The sequence below is a fragment of the Tepidibacter sp. Z1-5 genome (genome assembly GCF_037844525.1).
Lineage (GTDB): Bacteria > Bacillota > Clostridia > Peptostreptococcales > Peptostreptococcaceae > Tepidibacter_A.
Map to the genome: position 1 here is coordinate 18564 of NZ_JBBMMD010000036.1, position 15065 is coordinate 33628.

At 30.5% G+C, this 15065-nt stretch carries 17 protein-coding genes and 1 other annotated feature; of the genes, 15 read left to right on the plus strand and 2 right to left on the minus strand.

Annotated elements, in window-relative coordinates; genetic code table 11:
- Positions 1-113 precede the first annotated feature (113 nt).
- The 6 genes from rplU (at position 114) to WJW32_RS08635 (ending at position 3430) form a co-directional block, all read left to right on the plus strand.
- Positions 114-425, plus strand: a complete 312-nt coding sequence (gene rplU / locus WJW32_RS08610) for a 50S ribosomal protein L21 (RefSeq protein ID WP_340257383.1) — start codon at positions 114-116, stop codon at positions 423-425.
- A 16-nt stretch (positions 426-441) separates the two neighbouring features.
- Positions 442-762, plus strand: coding sequence for a ribosomal-processing cysteine protease Prp (locus WJW32_RS08615; protein ID WP_340257385.1), 321 nt, complete (start codon positions 442-444; stop codon positions 760-762).
- Between the two features lie 5 nt (positions 763-767).
- Entirely contained in the window at positions 768-1058 is a 291-nt protein-coding gene (gene rpmA / locus WJW32_RS08620) for a 50S ribosomal protein L27 (protein WP_248484838.1), read from the plus strand.
- A 217-nt stretch (positions 1059-1275) separates the two neighbouring features.
- The gene (locus WJW32_RS08625; protein ID WP_340257387.1) at positions 1276-1833 is read left to right on the plus strand and encodes a Spo0B domain-containing protein; all 558 of its coding nucleotides are present in this window, start codon (positions 1276-1278) and stop codon (positions 1831-1833) included.
- Between the two features lie 12 nt (positions 1834-1845).
- Positions 1846-3123 carry a GTPase ObgE gene (gene obgE, locus WJW32_RS08630; RefSeq protein ID WP_340257389.1) on the plus strand — a complete coding sequence of 426 codons (1278 nt, stop codon included), beginning with the start codon at positions 1846-1848 and terminating at the stop codon, positions 3121-3123.
- A 13-nt stretch (positions 3124-3136) separates the two neighbouring features.
- Positions 3137-3430, plus strand: a complete 294-nt coding sequence (locus WJW32_RS08635) for a YhbY family RNA-binding protein (protein WP_340257391.1) — start codon at positions 3137-3139, stop codon at positions 3428-3430.
- Between the two features lie 56 nt (positions 3431-3486).
- Here the strand turns inward: WJW32_RS08635 and recX are convergent, their stop codons facing one another.
- Positions 3487-4119 carry a recombination regulator RecX gene (recX, locus tag WJW32_RS08640; protein ID WP_340257393.1) on the minus strand — a complete coding sequence of 211 codons (633 nt, stop codon included), beginning with the start codon at positions 4117-4119 and terminating at the stop codon, positions 3487-3489.
- A gap of 170 nt (positions 4120-4289) precedes the next feature.
- The gene (locus WJW32_RS08645) at positions 4290-5357 is read right to left on the minus strand and encodes a M14 family zinc carboxypeptidase (protein WP_340257396.1); all 1068 of its coding nucleotides are present in this window, start codon (positions 5355-5357) and stop codon (positions 4290-4292) included.
- A gap of 177 nt (positions 5358-5534) precedes the next feature.
- On the opposite strand from WJW32_RS08645, the gene nadD reads away from it, so the two are divergent.
- From nadD to sdaAA, 9 genes are all read left to right on the plus strand, one after another.
- Positions 5535-6215 (plus strand): nicotinate-nucleotide adenylyltransferase, encoded by a 681-nt coding sequence (nadD, locus tag WJW32_RS08650; protein ID WP_340257398.1) that lies wholly within the window; start codon positions 5535-5537, stop codon positions 6213-6215.
- 4 nt (positions 6216-6219) lie between these two features.
- Positions 6220-6795, plus strand: coding sequence for a bis(5'-nucleosyl)-tetraphosphatase (symmetrical) YqeK (yqeK, locus tag WJW32_RS08655; RefSeq protein WP_340257400.1), 576 nt, complete (start codon positions 6220-6222; stop codon positions 6793-6795).
- A gap of 11 nt (positions 6796-6806) precedes the next feature.
- Positions 6807-8018, plus strand: coding sequence for an LCP family protein (locus WJW32_RS08660; protein ID WP_340257402.1), 1212 nt, complete (start codon positions 6807-6809; stop codon positions 8016-8018).
- Positions 8019-8030: 12 nt separating this feature from the next.
- Positions 8031-8387: a ribosome silencing factor gene (gene rsfS / locus WJW32_RS08665; protein ID WP_340257404.1), complete on the plus strand. Its 357-nt coding sequence runs from the start codon at positions 8031-8033 to the stop codon at positions 8385-8387.
- 12 nt (positions 8388-8399) lie between these two features.
- Positions 8400-8589: a binding site (T-box leader), on the plus strand.
- A gap of 67 nt (positions 8590-8656) precedes the next feature.
- Positions 8657-11065, plus strand: coding sequence for a leucine--tRNA ligase (leuS, locus tag WJW32_RS08670; protein ID WP_340257406.1), 2409 nt, complete (start codon positions 8657-8659; stop codon positions 11063-11065).
- A 434-nt stretch (positions 11066-11499) separates the two neighbouring features.
- Entirely contained in the window at positions 11500-12717 is a 1218-nt protein-coding gene (ilvA, locus tag WJW32_RS08675) for a threonine ammonia-lyase (protein WP_340257408.1), read from the plus strand.
- An 81-nt stretch (positions 12718-12798) separates the two neighbouring features.
- The gene (locus WJW32_RS08680; protein ID WP_340257410.1) at positions 12799-13182 is read left to right on the plus strand and encodes a RidA family protein; all 384 of its coding nucleotides are present in this window, start codon (positions 12799-12801) and stop codon (positions 13180-13182) included.
- Between the two features lie 304 nt (positions 13183-13486).
- Complete coding sequence (gene sdaAB, locus WJW32_RS08685) at positions 13487-14161, plus strand: L-serine ammonia-lyase, iron-sulfur-dependent subunit beta (protein ID WP_340257412.1); 675 nt, start codon at positions 13487-13489, stop codon at positions 14159-14161.
- A gap of 25 nt (positions 14162-14186) precedes the next feature.
- Complete coding sequence (gene sdaAA / locus WJW32_RS08690; protein ID WP_340257414.1) at positions 14187-15059, plus strand: L-serine ammonia-lyase, iron-sulfur-dependent, subunit alpha; 873 nt, start codon at positions 14187-14189, stop codon at positions 15057-15059.
- Positions 15060-15065 lie beyond the last annotated feature (6 nt).

Sequence of the window (15065 nt, forward strand, 5' to 3'; positions counted from 1 at the left end):
AATCAAAACTTTGATAATATTTATATCTGTAGTAAGTAGCCGCACAATCCGGGTTACAAAATCCTAATTAGGTACCTAGAATTGGCGAGACTGGTTTGAGGAGGTGTTACATAATGTACGCAATAGTAGAGACAGGTGGAAAGCAATACAGAGTTTCTGAGGGAGACGTAATATTCGTTGAAAAATTAGAAGCTAATGCAGGAGAAGTCGTTACTTTAGATAAAGTATTAGTTTGTTCTAAAGACGGAAATCTTGTAGTAGGAAACCCAGTAGTTGATGGAGCTAAAGTTGAGGCTAAAGTTTTAGAGCAAGGAAAAGCTAAAAAAGTTGTAGTTTTCAAATACAAGCCGAAGAAAGACTACAGAAGAAAGCAAGGACATCGTCAGCCTTACACTAAATTAGTTATAGAAAAGATAAACGCTTAATTCTATGATTAAAATTGTGATAAGAAGAGATTTTAAAAGTGATATAGTTGAATTTAATGTAAAAGGTCATGCAGGTTTTGCAGAACATGGACAAGATATTGTCTGCGCAGCAGTTTCTGTATTGACTCAAACAGCACTAATTGGGATACATGAATATGCGAAAGTAGAGTCAAAGTATCAAATTAGTGATGGAAACCTTAAATGCAAAATACCTTTTGATATTTCGGATGATAAAAGAAACATAATTAATCCTATACTTGAGACTATGGTATTAGGACTTAAAAATATAAAAGAAGAATACTCTTCTTATATAAAAATTAAAGAAGAGGAGGTGTAATTATGATGTTAAAAATGAACCTTCAGTTATTTGCCAGCAAAAAAGGAGTTGGTTCTTCTAAGAACGGACGTGACTCTATATCAAAAAGACTTGGAGTTAAGAGATATGACGGACAAGTTGTTACTGCTGGAAGTATAATAGTTAGACAAAGAGGAACTAAAATTCACCCAGGAAATAATGTAGGAAGAGGCGGAGATGATACATTATTTGCTAAGGTTGATGGTGTAGTTAAGTTCGAAAGAAAAGATAAAAAAAGAAAGCAAGTTAGCATATATCCAGTTGCTGCTGCTGAATAATCAAAAAAGGAGTGTTTTTAAACACTCCTTTTTATAATGAATAGGAAATTATATACCTTTAAAAATAGAGACAGTATAATTTCCGTTATGAATTTCAAAGTAACCTACTTTAGATATTTAAATAAAGGTTACTTTATAATGAATAGGAAATTAAAAAAGGATTGCCCTTTCGCTTAGAGAATAACATAATTATAAGTTAAAATAAGGAGGGCTTTATTTGGGAAAGATTAATGATTTAGATTTAAAATACTGGAATTTAATAGATGATTTATTGAAGCATCAAAGACATGATTACTTGAATGAAATACAAATAATATTTGGATACATAAAGCTTAATAAAATAGATGAAGCTGTTGAATATATAAATAAAATTAGAAATGAAGCATCTATTAATTCTAAATTATCAAATTTAAGTTGTGTTGACTTGTATTTGATGTTTGAAAAAAAACTAAAACAGTGCCGAAAAGAAGGCGTTAATATAGATTTTAATGTATATACGAATGCGAAAAGAGAAGACTTTAAGAATAAAGAAGTATCAAAAATGTTGACATATATGGAAAAAGCATTGAATATAATATTTGATTATATAAATAATAATAATAACAAATTTGAAAAATATATAATCTATATTGAAGAAACATCAGAGTGTTTCGTATTGAAAGTTGCTCTTGAATATTTAAATGACATTGAAAGTATAAAAAAAGAGCTTGATTCAGATCTTGCGGAAATTATTATTGAAGAAGATTATTTGATATATGAAATTGAGCTTGAATAAAGGGTGATAAAAATGTTTATAGACAAGGCTAGGATATTCGTTAAATCTGGAAAAGGTGGAAATGGAGCAGTAGCTTTTAGAAAAGAAAAATATGTTCCTGCTGGAGGACCTGCTGGAGGAGACGGTGGTAACGGAGGTAATGTTGTATTTGAAGTTGATGAAGGATTAAGAACATTGATGGACTTTAGATATAAGACAAAATACAATGCTGAAAATGGAGAAGATGGAAAAAAGAAAAGAATGCATGGTAAGTCTGTAGAAGATTTGGTTCTTAAAGTTCCTCCAGGAACTTTGATAAGAGATGAGGAGACAAATCTTATAATAGCAGATCTTAGAAAGCATGGAGACCGTGCTATAGTTGCTAAAGGTGGAGCCGGAGGACGAGGTAATACGCATTTTACAACTGCTATAAGACAAGCTCCAAGCTTTGCAGAAGCTGGTAAAGCGGCTCAAGAAAGATGGATTATATTAGAGCTTAAGATGATAGCTGATGTTGGACTGGTTGGATTCCCAAATGTAGGAAAATCAACATTCTTATCTGTTGTAACAAAGGCTAAACCAAAAATTGCAAACTATCACTTTACTACTATAAAGCCTAATTTAGGCGTAGTCCAAACTAAATTTGGGGATTCTTTTGTTCTTGCAGATATTCCTGGACTTATAGAAGGAGCACATGAAGGAGTAGGTCTTGGACACGCATTTTTAAGACATGTTGAAAGAACTAAGGTACTTATTCATATAGTAGATGTATCTGGAATAGAAGGTAGAGATCCTATAGATGATTTTGATAAGATAAATGAAGAATTAAAATTATACAATGATAAGTTAACTACTAGATCTCAAATAGTAGTTGCAAATAAAATTGATATACCTGAAGCTAGAGAAAATTATGAAAAATTCAAAGAAGAAATTGAAAAAAGAGGATATAAGGTATTTGCTATGTCTGCTGCTACAAGAGAAGGTATAGATGAGGTAATAAACTATGCGGGTACTATTGTAAAAGAGACAGAAGATATAGAATTGGTATCTGAAGAAGAAATGTTAAAAGAAGAAGATGTACAGCCTAAGAAAGAGGAAATAGAGATAACTAATGAAGATGGAGTTTTCGTAATAGAAGGAAAATCTCTTCAAAGACTTTTATACTCTGTTAACTTTGAAGATATGGAATCTGTTCAATACTTCCAAAAGATAATGGAGAAAAAAGGCGTATTCCAAAGGTTAAAGAATATGGGTGCTCAAGATGGAGATACAGTTAGATTATATGACTTAGAATTTGAATACTACGAGTAGGATGGAGGATATTATGTTAAAAGGAAAACAAAGGTCTTATTTAAAGGCTATGGCAAACAAAACAAAATCTATAACTCAAATAGGTAAAGAAGGCGTTACTGAAGCGTTTTTAAAACAATTAGAAGACGCTTTAGAAGCTAGAGAAATAGTTAAAGTTACAGTACTTGAGAATAGTGGGCTTGATGCAAAGCAAACTGCAAATGAAGTAGCGGAAGCTGTAAGAGGAGAATTTGTTCAAGCTATAGGATCAAAATTCACTATATATAAGAAAAATATTGAAAATCCTAAAATAGATTTACCTAAATAATGGGATTTTATAAATAATACCCGTATTAATTTTAATTAATACGGGTATTATTATGTTTAAAATTCAGTATTCATGATTTTGTTGACTACTTTTCTTACTATTTCATATCCAAAACCTTTATAAGTAAGGTGACTAGATAATTTTTTATATATTTTATTCTTATCTTCGCTTTTTATTTTTTCGTATTTCTTATTTCCTAGATAAAGAGCGTTCTCAAATTCTTTTTCGTCATCTATCTCGGATTGTAGTGTGTTGTTTATTGTTGAACTATCAAATCCCTTTGAATACAAAGCTTGTTTGATTTTATTTTTTCCGTATTTATTTATATTGAGTTTATCTTTTACCATGTTTTTGGCTAGATTTTCATCATCTATAAATTTATATTCTTTTAAAAAATCTAAAACTCTATTTATAGTTTTTTCATCGAATTCACTTTTTGAAAGTTTATATATTATATTTTTTTGAGACTGAGACGATCTAGAAAGTATGTTCAAGGCTTTGTTTTTGGCTTTTAGATACATTTCATCATCGATAATTTTTTGAATGGATTCTTTATCTATATCATTTCCTTTTTTAAGTTTTAAAGTATAGACTAAATCTGCGTATATTCCAATGAAAAATTCATCATCTACATAAATATTTACTCTATCTTTATTTTTTTGTTTTTCTATTTTTGTTATCTTTGGCATAAAATCATCCTTTTTATATTTAGTAAGAAACTATATAATTTTTAATTTGCACATAATATTGATAGATAAGCGAAAGTATCAACTATTTTGAGCAACGGAGCCCGTTAGGACTCGTTGGCGACATGAGCTATGCGTTAGCATAAAGCGAATTTTTTATATTTAGTAAGAAACTATATAACAGAGGCTAATAATAAAAGTTCTTCGTTATCATTGTATATCTTATCAAATTGAGATATAGGAAGCGGATTGACTCCTTTTCCAATTTCTATTGTGTATCCTGGTCGCTTGTACTCTTTAATAAACCAATCTTTATATCCGGAGTAAGAAGTAATTCCATACGGTTCATCTAAACGGTATACGCTAATCTTAGAAAAAGATTCTCCTATGGTTTTGGCTTCTGGTGGAGCCTCATTCATATAATTCCAGTAAATAACCTCTCCTTGAGAATGGTAAGCAAGAACCAATCTAGGATCTAAGCTTCTAGTGAATTCTACAACTGCTTTTGATTCTGGCTCTGATTCGGGATATTCTCCTGAGTACCTTGTAGGTCCAGGGCCTGTAACTCCGTATAAAGCTTCTGCTTCTTTTGATAATTCCCAAGATGCATCATAGTTATGATTAAGATCAACACCTCTATTATTAGCACTCCAATTTTTAGAAAAATCTGTACTGCCATTATTCCATTTTATCAAATCATTGTAATAAGGATTATTTTCCGAGAGTCCATTTAAAACTAAATCAACTCCATCGGGGTTTACCATAGGCATTATATAAATTGTACTTTGTTTCCAAATATCTCTTGGATTATATCCTCTTATTGTCTTGTTTTTAGAATATGATTTAGAAAAGTTTTCTATAAATTTCATTAAAAGAGGAGTTGTTATCCATTCAATAGCGTGGTGAGATCCATTGTAAAATACCTTGTTAGGTCCATTTCCTAGTTTAACTGAATATAGGTTTTTGTCAAGAACGCTTTTTCCAGGAGTAGATATTTCTATAAATGGATATCTCTTTTTTAAAGCTTTTAAATCTTTTTCTAAAATATCATAAGTATAGTCTATATTAGTATCTACTATATCAAAATTATATGGAATTATAACAATATCTCCTTCTTTTATCTCATTTAAACTTATATTGGGATTTGATGTTAATATAGAGTTTATAGTAGTATTAAATTTTTTGGCTATTTTTGAAAGTGTATCATCTTGCTTTATTTTATATTCTTCGAAATGATTCATATTATCAACCTCCGAAAATAATATTGTATTAATATTTTATAAAATTTTAGTTTTTTGGTGAATGATATAGTTATAGATGCATATTGACTTAAACTCCTTAAATTAGTGTATATATCTTTAATTTTCAAAAGAAATATTATATAATATGTAGGTTAGTAATATAAAAGAGGTGTTTAAATGAATACGAGTTATATTTTAAAAAAAGCTATTATTATTAATAATAAAAAATCAAAGAAAGTACATGCTGGGAGAAGTTTGAAAAAAATAGGTGTAATGGGAGGAACCTTTAATCCGATTCATTATGGACATCTAGCAACAGCAGAAGCAGTTAGAAATAAATATGATTTAGATAAAATTATATTTATGCCATCTGGAAATCCGCCTCATAAATCAAAAAAAGAAATAATAGATAAAAAACATAGATACAATATGACTATGATTGCTACTATGAGTAATATATACTTTGAAGCATCAGATATTGAAATAAAAAGAGAAGGTATGACGTATACTGTTGATACTCTTGAACAATTAAAAAAAATTTACAAGAATTCTCAGATATTCTTTATAACAGGCGCAGATGCGCTATGCGATATAGATAGTTGGAAATATCTTGATAAAAATTTCGAATTAGCTACGTTTGTGGGAGCAACAAGACCAGGAATAGAATCAGCTAAAGTGAATCAAAAAATAGATCAATTAAAACAAAAATATAATGCAAATATAGTGAATATATATGTTCCATCTTTGGATATATCTTCTACTGATTTGAGAAATAGAATTAAAAAAATAGAATCTATTAAGTATTTACTTCCTGAGAATGTGGAAAAATATATTTATAAAAATAATTTATATAGGTGATAATATGGAATTAAATGATATGATACAGATATTAGAAAAAACAATAACTTTAAAGAGGCTTAAGCATTCACTAGGAGTAGTTGAAAGTGCTAAAAAATTGGCACATATTTACAAAGAAGATTTAAAAAAAGTAGAGACTGCAGCATTGTTACATGACTGCGCAAAATGTCTAAACAAGGAAGAGGTATTACATTTAGTTGAAAAGTATGATATATTATTAGATGATATTGAAAAAAAAGAAACTGAGCTTGCGCATGGTAAAATAGGTGCTTATTTATGTAAAGAAAAATTTGGCGTCTATGATAATGAAATATTATCAGCTATAACATACCATACAACAGGTAAAAAAAACATGAATAAACTTGAAAAAATAATATATTTAGCGGATTTTATAGAACCGAACAGGAATTATGATGGAGTTGATGAACTTAGAAACATAGCTTATAAAGAAGGGCTAAATGAAGCTTTACTTGTGGCATTTGACAACACCATAAAATATGTTATTTCTATAAAAAAGATTATTCACCCTAGAACTATTGAAGCTAGAAATTTTTTACTTGAAGAATTAAATGAAATGTAGGAGTGATAACTTTGAAGCACTTTTTTAAAATTTTTATAGTATTTTTTGTTATATTCAGTATGATATTTGGAACGAGTTTATACTTGATTGTAGCTAAAGAAAATAAGCAATTAGCAGAAATACCAATGCCTGGTGACACAGAAACGACTGTTGCACAAGAGGGTGAAGTGGTTAATGTATTGCTTCTTGGAGTGGATAGTTTAGATGGAGGTAAAAAAGGTATTAGAACTGACACTATGATGATTCTGAGTATGGATCCTAAAAACGATAAGACATCTATATTATCAATACCAAGAGATTCTAGAGTTAAGATAAGAGGTAGAAAAGGATATGATAAGATAAATGCGGCACATGCATATGGCGGTGTTGAATTATCAGTACAAGCTGTTAAAGATCTTTTAGGAATACCTATACACCATTATGTAAAAGTCGATTATCAAGCACTTTATAAGACTGTTGATGAGGTAGGTGGTGTTGAGGTCGATATACCTATGAATATGAACTATGATGATCGTTATGCTACACCACCTCTTCATATCCATTTTAAAAAAGGAAAACAAGTTTTAGATGGACAAGAAGCTATGGAGTTTTTAAGATTTAGAAAAAATAATGGTGGAAAAACAGGTTATCCAAGAGGGGATTTACAAAGAGTAGAAGTTCAACAGGCATTTATACAATCACTTGCTAAAAAGGTATTAAGTCCATCTTCAATATTCAATATTAAAGGGTATATAGATACTTTTAATACGTATGTAGATACAGATATGAGTGTATCTGAGATGGCATCACTTGGTATGCAAGCTAAAAAAATGGATGTAAACAATATAAGAAAAGAGACTCTTCCAGGAGCTCCTATGTACATAAACTCAATATCTTACTATAATCCTGATAATGATGAAATAAATAAATTAGTAAATGAACTTTATTATGATAATAATAATCAAACTAATGTAGATTTGAAAATTGCAGTACTTAATGGCTCTGGTATATCTGGAGTTGCAACAGAAGTTGCTGATAAGCTTGCACGTCAAGGATTAAAACCTAATACAGTTGGTAATGCTGACGAATTTAATAATCCTAAGACTATAATATATTATGATTCTAAAAAAGAAGAAGCTCAAAAAATAAGACAGATTATAGGTAAAGGCGAGTTGAGAAAAGATAAATCTAAGATTGAAAATAAAAATACGGATATAATAGTATTAATAGGTAAAGACATTTAAGGAGGAAATTAAATGATAGAAAGTGTTGAACAAATGGTAAAAGTGGCATATGATGCTATTGGTGATAAATTAGGAGAAGATACAATAGTTTTAAATGTTGGAAAAATATCTTCTGTTGCTGACTACTTTATAATAGCTAGTGCATCGTCAGAAAGACAAGTAAAGGCTATAGCTCATAATGTAGAAGATGAACTTAAGAAGAAGGATGTATGTGTTATATCAAAAGAAGGACAAGATACATCAAGATGGATACTTCTTGATTATGGAGATATAGTAGTGCACATATTCCATGATGACGAAAGAGATGTATATAGCTTAGAAAGATTATGGAAAGATGCACCAAATGTAGATGTTGACAATTTAGTTTAAAAGTCGTATTATATACAGATAATAGTCTAGAGTAGTAAAGGGAAGTTGTTCTTTAAGAGAGCTAGTGTGTGGTGAAAACTAGTAGAGCATGCCTTTGAACTTGCTAGTTAATACTATTAGGGTTGGCTCCCTTATAAGCTACACTAAGAGGGCTTTTAGCCAATTAGGGTGGTACCGCGAGATATAACTCCTCGTCCCTAAATATATAGGGATAGAGGGGTTTTTTTATACAAAAAAATAATTACAATATAAATTTAGGAGGATTAAATATGTATGATTTTAAACAAATAGAACCATATTGGCAAAAAAAGTGGGAAGATGAAAAAACTTTTGAAACTGTTGAAAATGATAAGCCTAAATATTATGTTTTAGAAATGTTCCCTTATCCATCAGGAAAAATTCATATGGGACACGTTAGAAACTATTCGATAGGAGATGTAGTTGCAAGATTCATGAAGATGAAGGGATATAATGTACTTCATCCTATGGGATGGGATTCGTTTGGATTACCAGCAGAAAATGCAGCTATAAAGCATGGAATTCATCCTGATAAGTGGACAAGAGAAAATATACAAGAGATGAAAGAACAATTAAAACTTTTAGGTCTTAGCTATGATTGGGATAGAGAAGTAGCTACTTGTCTTCCTGATTACTATAAATGGACTCAGGACTTATTTTTAAAGTTCTATGAAAAAGGACTGGCATACAAGAAAAAATCATTTGTTAACTGGTGCCCATCTTGTGAAACAGTTTTAGCTAACGAGCAAGTAGTTGGTGGAGAATGTGAAAGATGTGATTCTGCAGTAATTAAGAAAGATTTAGAACAATGGTATTTAAAGATAACTGATTATGCAGAAGTTCTTTTACAAGATATAGACAAGCTAGATGGATGGCCTGAAAAAGTTAAGATAATGCAAAAAAATTGGATAGGAAAGAGTACTGGAGCAGAGGCTGATTTTGAGATAAAGGGATACGATAAGAAGTTAAAAATATTTACAACAAGACCAGATACTATGTATGGTGTTACTTACATGGTACTAGCTCCGGAGCATGAATATGTTGAAGATCTTGTAAAAGGAACAGAGTATGAAGAAGCTGTTAAAGAGTTCAAAACTAAAATTCAACATATGAGTGAAATAGAAAGAACTTCTACTGATACTGAAAAAGAAGGTGTATTTATAGGTAGATACTGTATAAATCCTTTAAATGGACAAGAAATTCCTATTTATATAGCTAACTATGTAATGGTAGATTATGGTACTGGTGCTATAATGGCTGTTCCGGCGCATGATGATAGAGATGAAGAATTTGCAAACAAATATAAATTAGATATAGTACCTGTTATAGATGAAGATTCAAAAATGATAAATTCAGAAGAATTCAATGGAATGGATTGTAAGGAAGCTTTTGAAAAAATAGTCCAAAAATTAGAAGAGTCTAAGATTGGTAAGAAGACTATAAACTATAGATTAAGAGACTGGCTAATATCAAGACAAAGATATTGGGGTTGTCCAATTCCAATAGTTTACTGTGAAGATTGTGGAACAGTTCCTGTTAAAAGAGAAAATCTACCTGTTAAATTACCGACTGATGTTGAATTTACAGGAAAAGGACAATCTCCTTTAATAACTTCTGAAAGCTTTATGAATACAACATGTCCTAAGTGTTCAAAGCCTGCTAGAAGAGAAATGGATACTATGGATACATTTATAGATTCATCTTGGTATTTCTTAAGATATATAGATGCAAAGAATGAAAATGAAGCTTTTAATAAAGAATTAGTACAAAAGTGGATGCCTGTTGATCAATATATAGGAGGAGTAGAGCATGCTATACTTCACCTACTTTATTCAAGATTCTTTGTTAAGGTTTTAAAGGATTTAGGAATGGTAGATTTTGATGAGCCGTTTAAACATTTATTAACTCAGGGAATGGTATTAAAAGAAGGAGCAAAAATGTCAAAATCTAAAGGTAATGTAGTTAGTCCTTTAGAGATAATTGAAAAATATGGTGCAGATACGGCTAGATTATTTGTATTATTTGCTGCACCTCCTGAGAGGGATTTAGATTGGGCTGAACAAGGTGTAGAAGGATGCTACAGATTTATAAATAGAGTATTTAGATTGATAGAAGAGCTTAAAGATTGTGTAAATGCAAAGACTGATCTTGAAAATCTATCTAAAGAAGACAAACAAGCTAGATTTGTTATACATTCTACAATTAAAAAAGTTACTGATGATATATCTGGTAAATTTGGATTTAATACTGCAATATCTGCTCTTATGGAGCTTGTAAATGAAATGTATAAGTATAAGGAATATGAAAATAGAAAAGATTGTATATTAAAAGAAGGTATAGAGGCTATAATAACTATAATTTCGCCATTTACACCACACGTTGGAGAAGAACTTTGGACTATTATAGGAAAAGAAGGTAGTGTATCAGAAATACCGTGGCCTGAGTATGATGAAACTGCACTTATTAAGGATGAGGTAGAAGTTGTAGTTCAAATTAATGGTAAAGTTAGAGGAAAGTTAACATTGAGTTCTAATGTTACAAGAGAAGAAATGCAAGAAAAGGCATTATCAGATGAAAAAATAAAAGAATTTACTAATGGCAAGGAAATAGTTAAAGTTATAGCTGTTCCTAAAAAATTAGTTAATATAGTTGTTAAGTAAAAAAACAAAACAGCTTAAGCATTTTTTATAATGCTTAAGCTGTTTTGTTTTTAACGAAATTATATAATTTTTAATTTATAGATAGAACTATATTATCAACTATTTTGATTTATGAAACTTCTGTAGGACTAAAGAATGAAGGTGAATACAACTTTGTTTGAAAGATGCAAAAATATAATCGTTTGATAGAAAAAAATAAATAAAAAAATATAATAAAAGCACATAATAATGAAATTAAAAGGTGATAAAATAAGTGTAAAAATACTGAAAAAACAAAAGAAAATGTCTAGTTCTTGTGAACAACAGTGCTTTTGTTGTGGAATTATAATCGTTGGATAAATTATAAAATTGTGAAAACGATTTTCTTGTTGATTTTTAGCAAAATACCATGTAAAATACATCTTGTAGAATAATTAACTTAGGGAGTGATAATAATGGCAAAAGTTACTTTAGAAGATGTTAAAAAAGCAAGAGAAGCAATTAGTGGTATAGCGGTTAAAACTAAATTACTAGAATGTTCAGCTCTTAGCAAGATGAGCAAAAATAGAGTATTTTTAAAATTAGAAAACTTACAAAAAACAGGATCTTTTAAAATAAGAGGAGCTGTTAATAAAATAGCTAACTTAACTGAAGAAGAAAAACAATGTGGAGTTATAGCATCAAGCGCAGGAAACCATGCACAAGGGGTTGCTTTAGGAGCTAAGATGAATGGTATTAAAGCTACAATAGCTATGCCAGCTACTGCACCACTTGCAAAGGTAGCTGCTACTAAATCTTATGGAGCAGAAGTTGTATTAAACGGACTTGTATACGATGATGCTTATGCAAAGGCTGTAGAAATACAAAAGGAAACAGGAGCTACATTCCTTCATCCATTCAATGATCCATATGTTATAGCAGGACAAGGGACTATAGCACTTGAAATATTTGAAGATCTTGAAAACGTTGACATAATATTAGTACCAATCGGTGGTGGCGGTATAATATCTGGTATTGCTGTTGCTGCAAAGGCATTAAATCCAAAAGTTAAGATAATAGGTGTTCAATCAGAAAATATAGGTTCTATGAAGGCATCAAGAGAAGCTGGAAAGGTTACAACATTCTTTAAAGCTCCAACAATAGCTGATGGTATAGCTGTAAAAACTCCTGGAGATTTAACTTTTGAAATAATAGAAGAGTTAGTAGATGAAATAGTAACTGTAACTGAAGAAGAGATAGCTCAGGCAATCCTTTTCTTAACAGAAAAAGATAAAATAGTTGCTGAAGGTGCTGGTGCTGTTGCTACTGCGGCTATAATGAGTGGCAAAGTAAAAGAAACTAATAAGAATGTAGTAGGAATAATTTCTGGTGGGAATATAGATGTAAATATGCTTTACAGAATAATAGATAAAGGTTTAGAAAAAGAAGGAAGAAGATTATGCTTTAATACTATACTTCCAGATAAGTGCGGAGAAATGTTAAAGTTCATAAACTTAATAGCTGAAACTAAGGCTAATATACTTCATATAAACCAAAGTAGAATGGGTAATGAGGTTATTCTAGGAACTCAAGAAGTAGATATAGTTCTTGAAACTTTTGATAAAGAGCATATAACTGAGATAATAGCTAAGATTGAGGAAAATGGATACAAAGTAAAAGTTAAAAATAAATAATATAAACTAAAATTTACCTTTTATTATTGTAAATTTATAGTATAATATAGAAGATTAAATATTTATTAGGAGGGTTTTAACATGAACAATCAAATAATACACACAGATAATGCACCAAAGGCTATAGGACCATATTCTCAAGCAGTAAAGGCTGGAAACTTATTATTCGTATCTGGACAAGTTCCATTTGATCCAGCTACTATGGAAGTAGTTGAAGGTGGAGTTAAAGAGCAAACTGCTAGATCATTAGAAAGTGTAAAAGCTATATTAGCTGAAGCAGGAGCTACTTTTGCAGATGTAGTAAAAAGTACTGTATTCATCAAAGATATGAATGAATTCGGACAAATCAACGAAGTATACGCTGAGTACTTTGGAGAAAACAAGCCAGCTAGAGCTTGTGTAGAAGTTGCTAGACTTCCAAGAGACGTTAAAGTTGAAATCGAAGTTATAGCAGTTGTAAAATAATAATTAATTATTAATGACCAAGTTTAACTTGGTCATTTTTTTTTGATGTTTCTTAAAAAACATATTTTTTTTAAATTAATAATATCAATAAAATAGCAAATAATATATATGAATTTCTTGAAGAAAATGGGGAAAACGATTTATTACACGAAGACATAGACTATAATTGGTAGAGTTTGAAAAAAATACAAAACAAATTATATGCAAAATATTGAAAAGAAATATAGTATAATGATAATTTTTGTAGTATAATTAATTTGTAATAATTAAACTATTATATTGTGTAATTCGAAAGGAGAAACTAATGAAAGACTATAGTGTTTTTGATGTAGTAGGGCCTAATATGATTGGACCTTCAAGTTCTCATACAGCAGGTGCTGCAAAGTTAGGAAGTATGGCAAGAAAAATGGCAGGGGGAAATGTTAAAAAGGTAAAGTTTTTACTTCATGGATCTTTTGCTCAAACTTATAAAGGACATGGTACTGATAAGGCTCTTGTAGGAGGAATATTAGGATTTTCTCCTGATGATGATAAAATAAAAACTTCTTTTGATATAGCTAAAGAAAGAGGCGTAGAGTTTGAGATGATTCCAACAGATTTAGGAGATGATAAGCATCCTAATACTGTTAAGTTTATAATAGAGACAGAGGATAATAGAAAAGTAGAAGTTATGGGAGCTTCAATCGGAGGCGGAAACATAAAAATAACTGAATTAAATGGATTAGCTATACAGTTTACAGGTGCATATCCAACTTTAGTAGTTAAACAATGGGATTTACCGGGAGCAGCAGCTCATATAACTAATTGTGTTGCTAAGAATAATATTAATATAGCATTTATGAGTATATATAGAGAAGAAAAAGGAAATGAAGCATTTACTATAATAGAGGCTGATGACATAATAAATTCTCATGTAATAGTTGATATAAAGTCTAATAATAAGTTAATACAAGATGCAATTATAATAGAAGAAATGTAAAAATTATAAGGAAAAGGTGACGTTTATGAATTTTACTAATGGTAAAGAATTATTAGATATATGTGAAAAGCAAAATAAAACGATATATGAAGTTTGTATAGAGAGAGAAATAGATTTAACTTCAAAAACTAGAGATGAAATAATAGAAAGAATGGCTCACAGTTTAGAAATAATGAAAAATTCTATTAACAAGAGTTTAACAGAAGATATAAAGTCAGTTGGAGGACTTATAGGTGGAGAAGCAAAGCTTATAAAAAATAGATTAGAAACTGGAAAGACTGTATGTGGGTCTTTAATGTCAAAGGCTATAAGTGCCGCTATGGGAGTTTTAGAGGTTAATGCTTCTATGGGTCTTATTGTTGCAGCGCCTACAGCAGGTTCTTGTGGAATACTTCCAGCTGCTATAATAACAGTTGCTAATGAATATGGATTAAGTGATGAAGATATGATAAATGCAATATTTTCAGGAGCTGCTATAGGGGCTATAATAACAAGAAATGCTACTGTTGCAGGAGCAGAAGGTGGATGTCAAGCAGAAACTGGAGCAGCAGCAGCTATGGCAGCAGCTGGTGTGGTTGAAATGATGGGTGGTACTCCTAGACAAGCTATGCATGCAGCAGCTACTACATTAAAAAATGTAATGGGACTTGTATGTGATCCTATAGCGGGACTTGTAGAGGCTCCTTGTCAAAAGAGAAATGCAATAGGAGTTGCAAATGCATTAATATCTGCTGAAATGGGACTTGCTGGAGTTGAGAGTATAATACCATTTGATGAGGTTGTAGAGGCTATGTATAAGGTAGGAAAAGCTCTTCCTATGGAACTTAGAGAAACGGCTTTAGGTGGTGTAGCAGCTACTTGTACAGGATGTAGTATAACTAAAAGAGTATTTGGATAGCTAAAA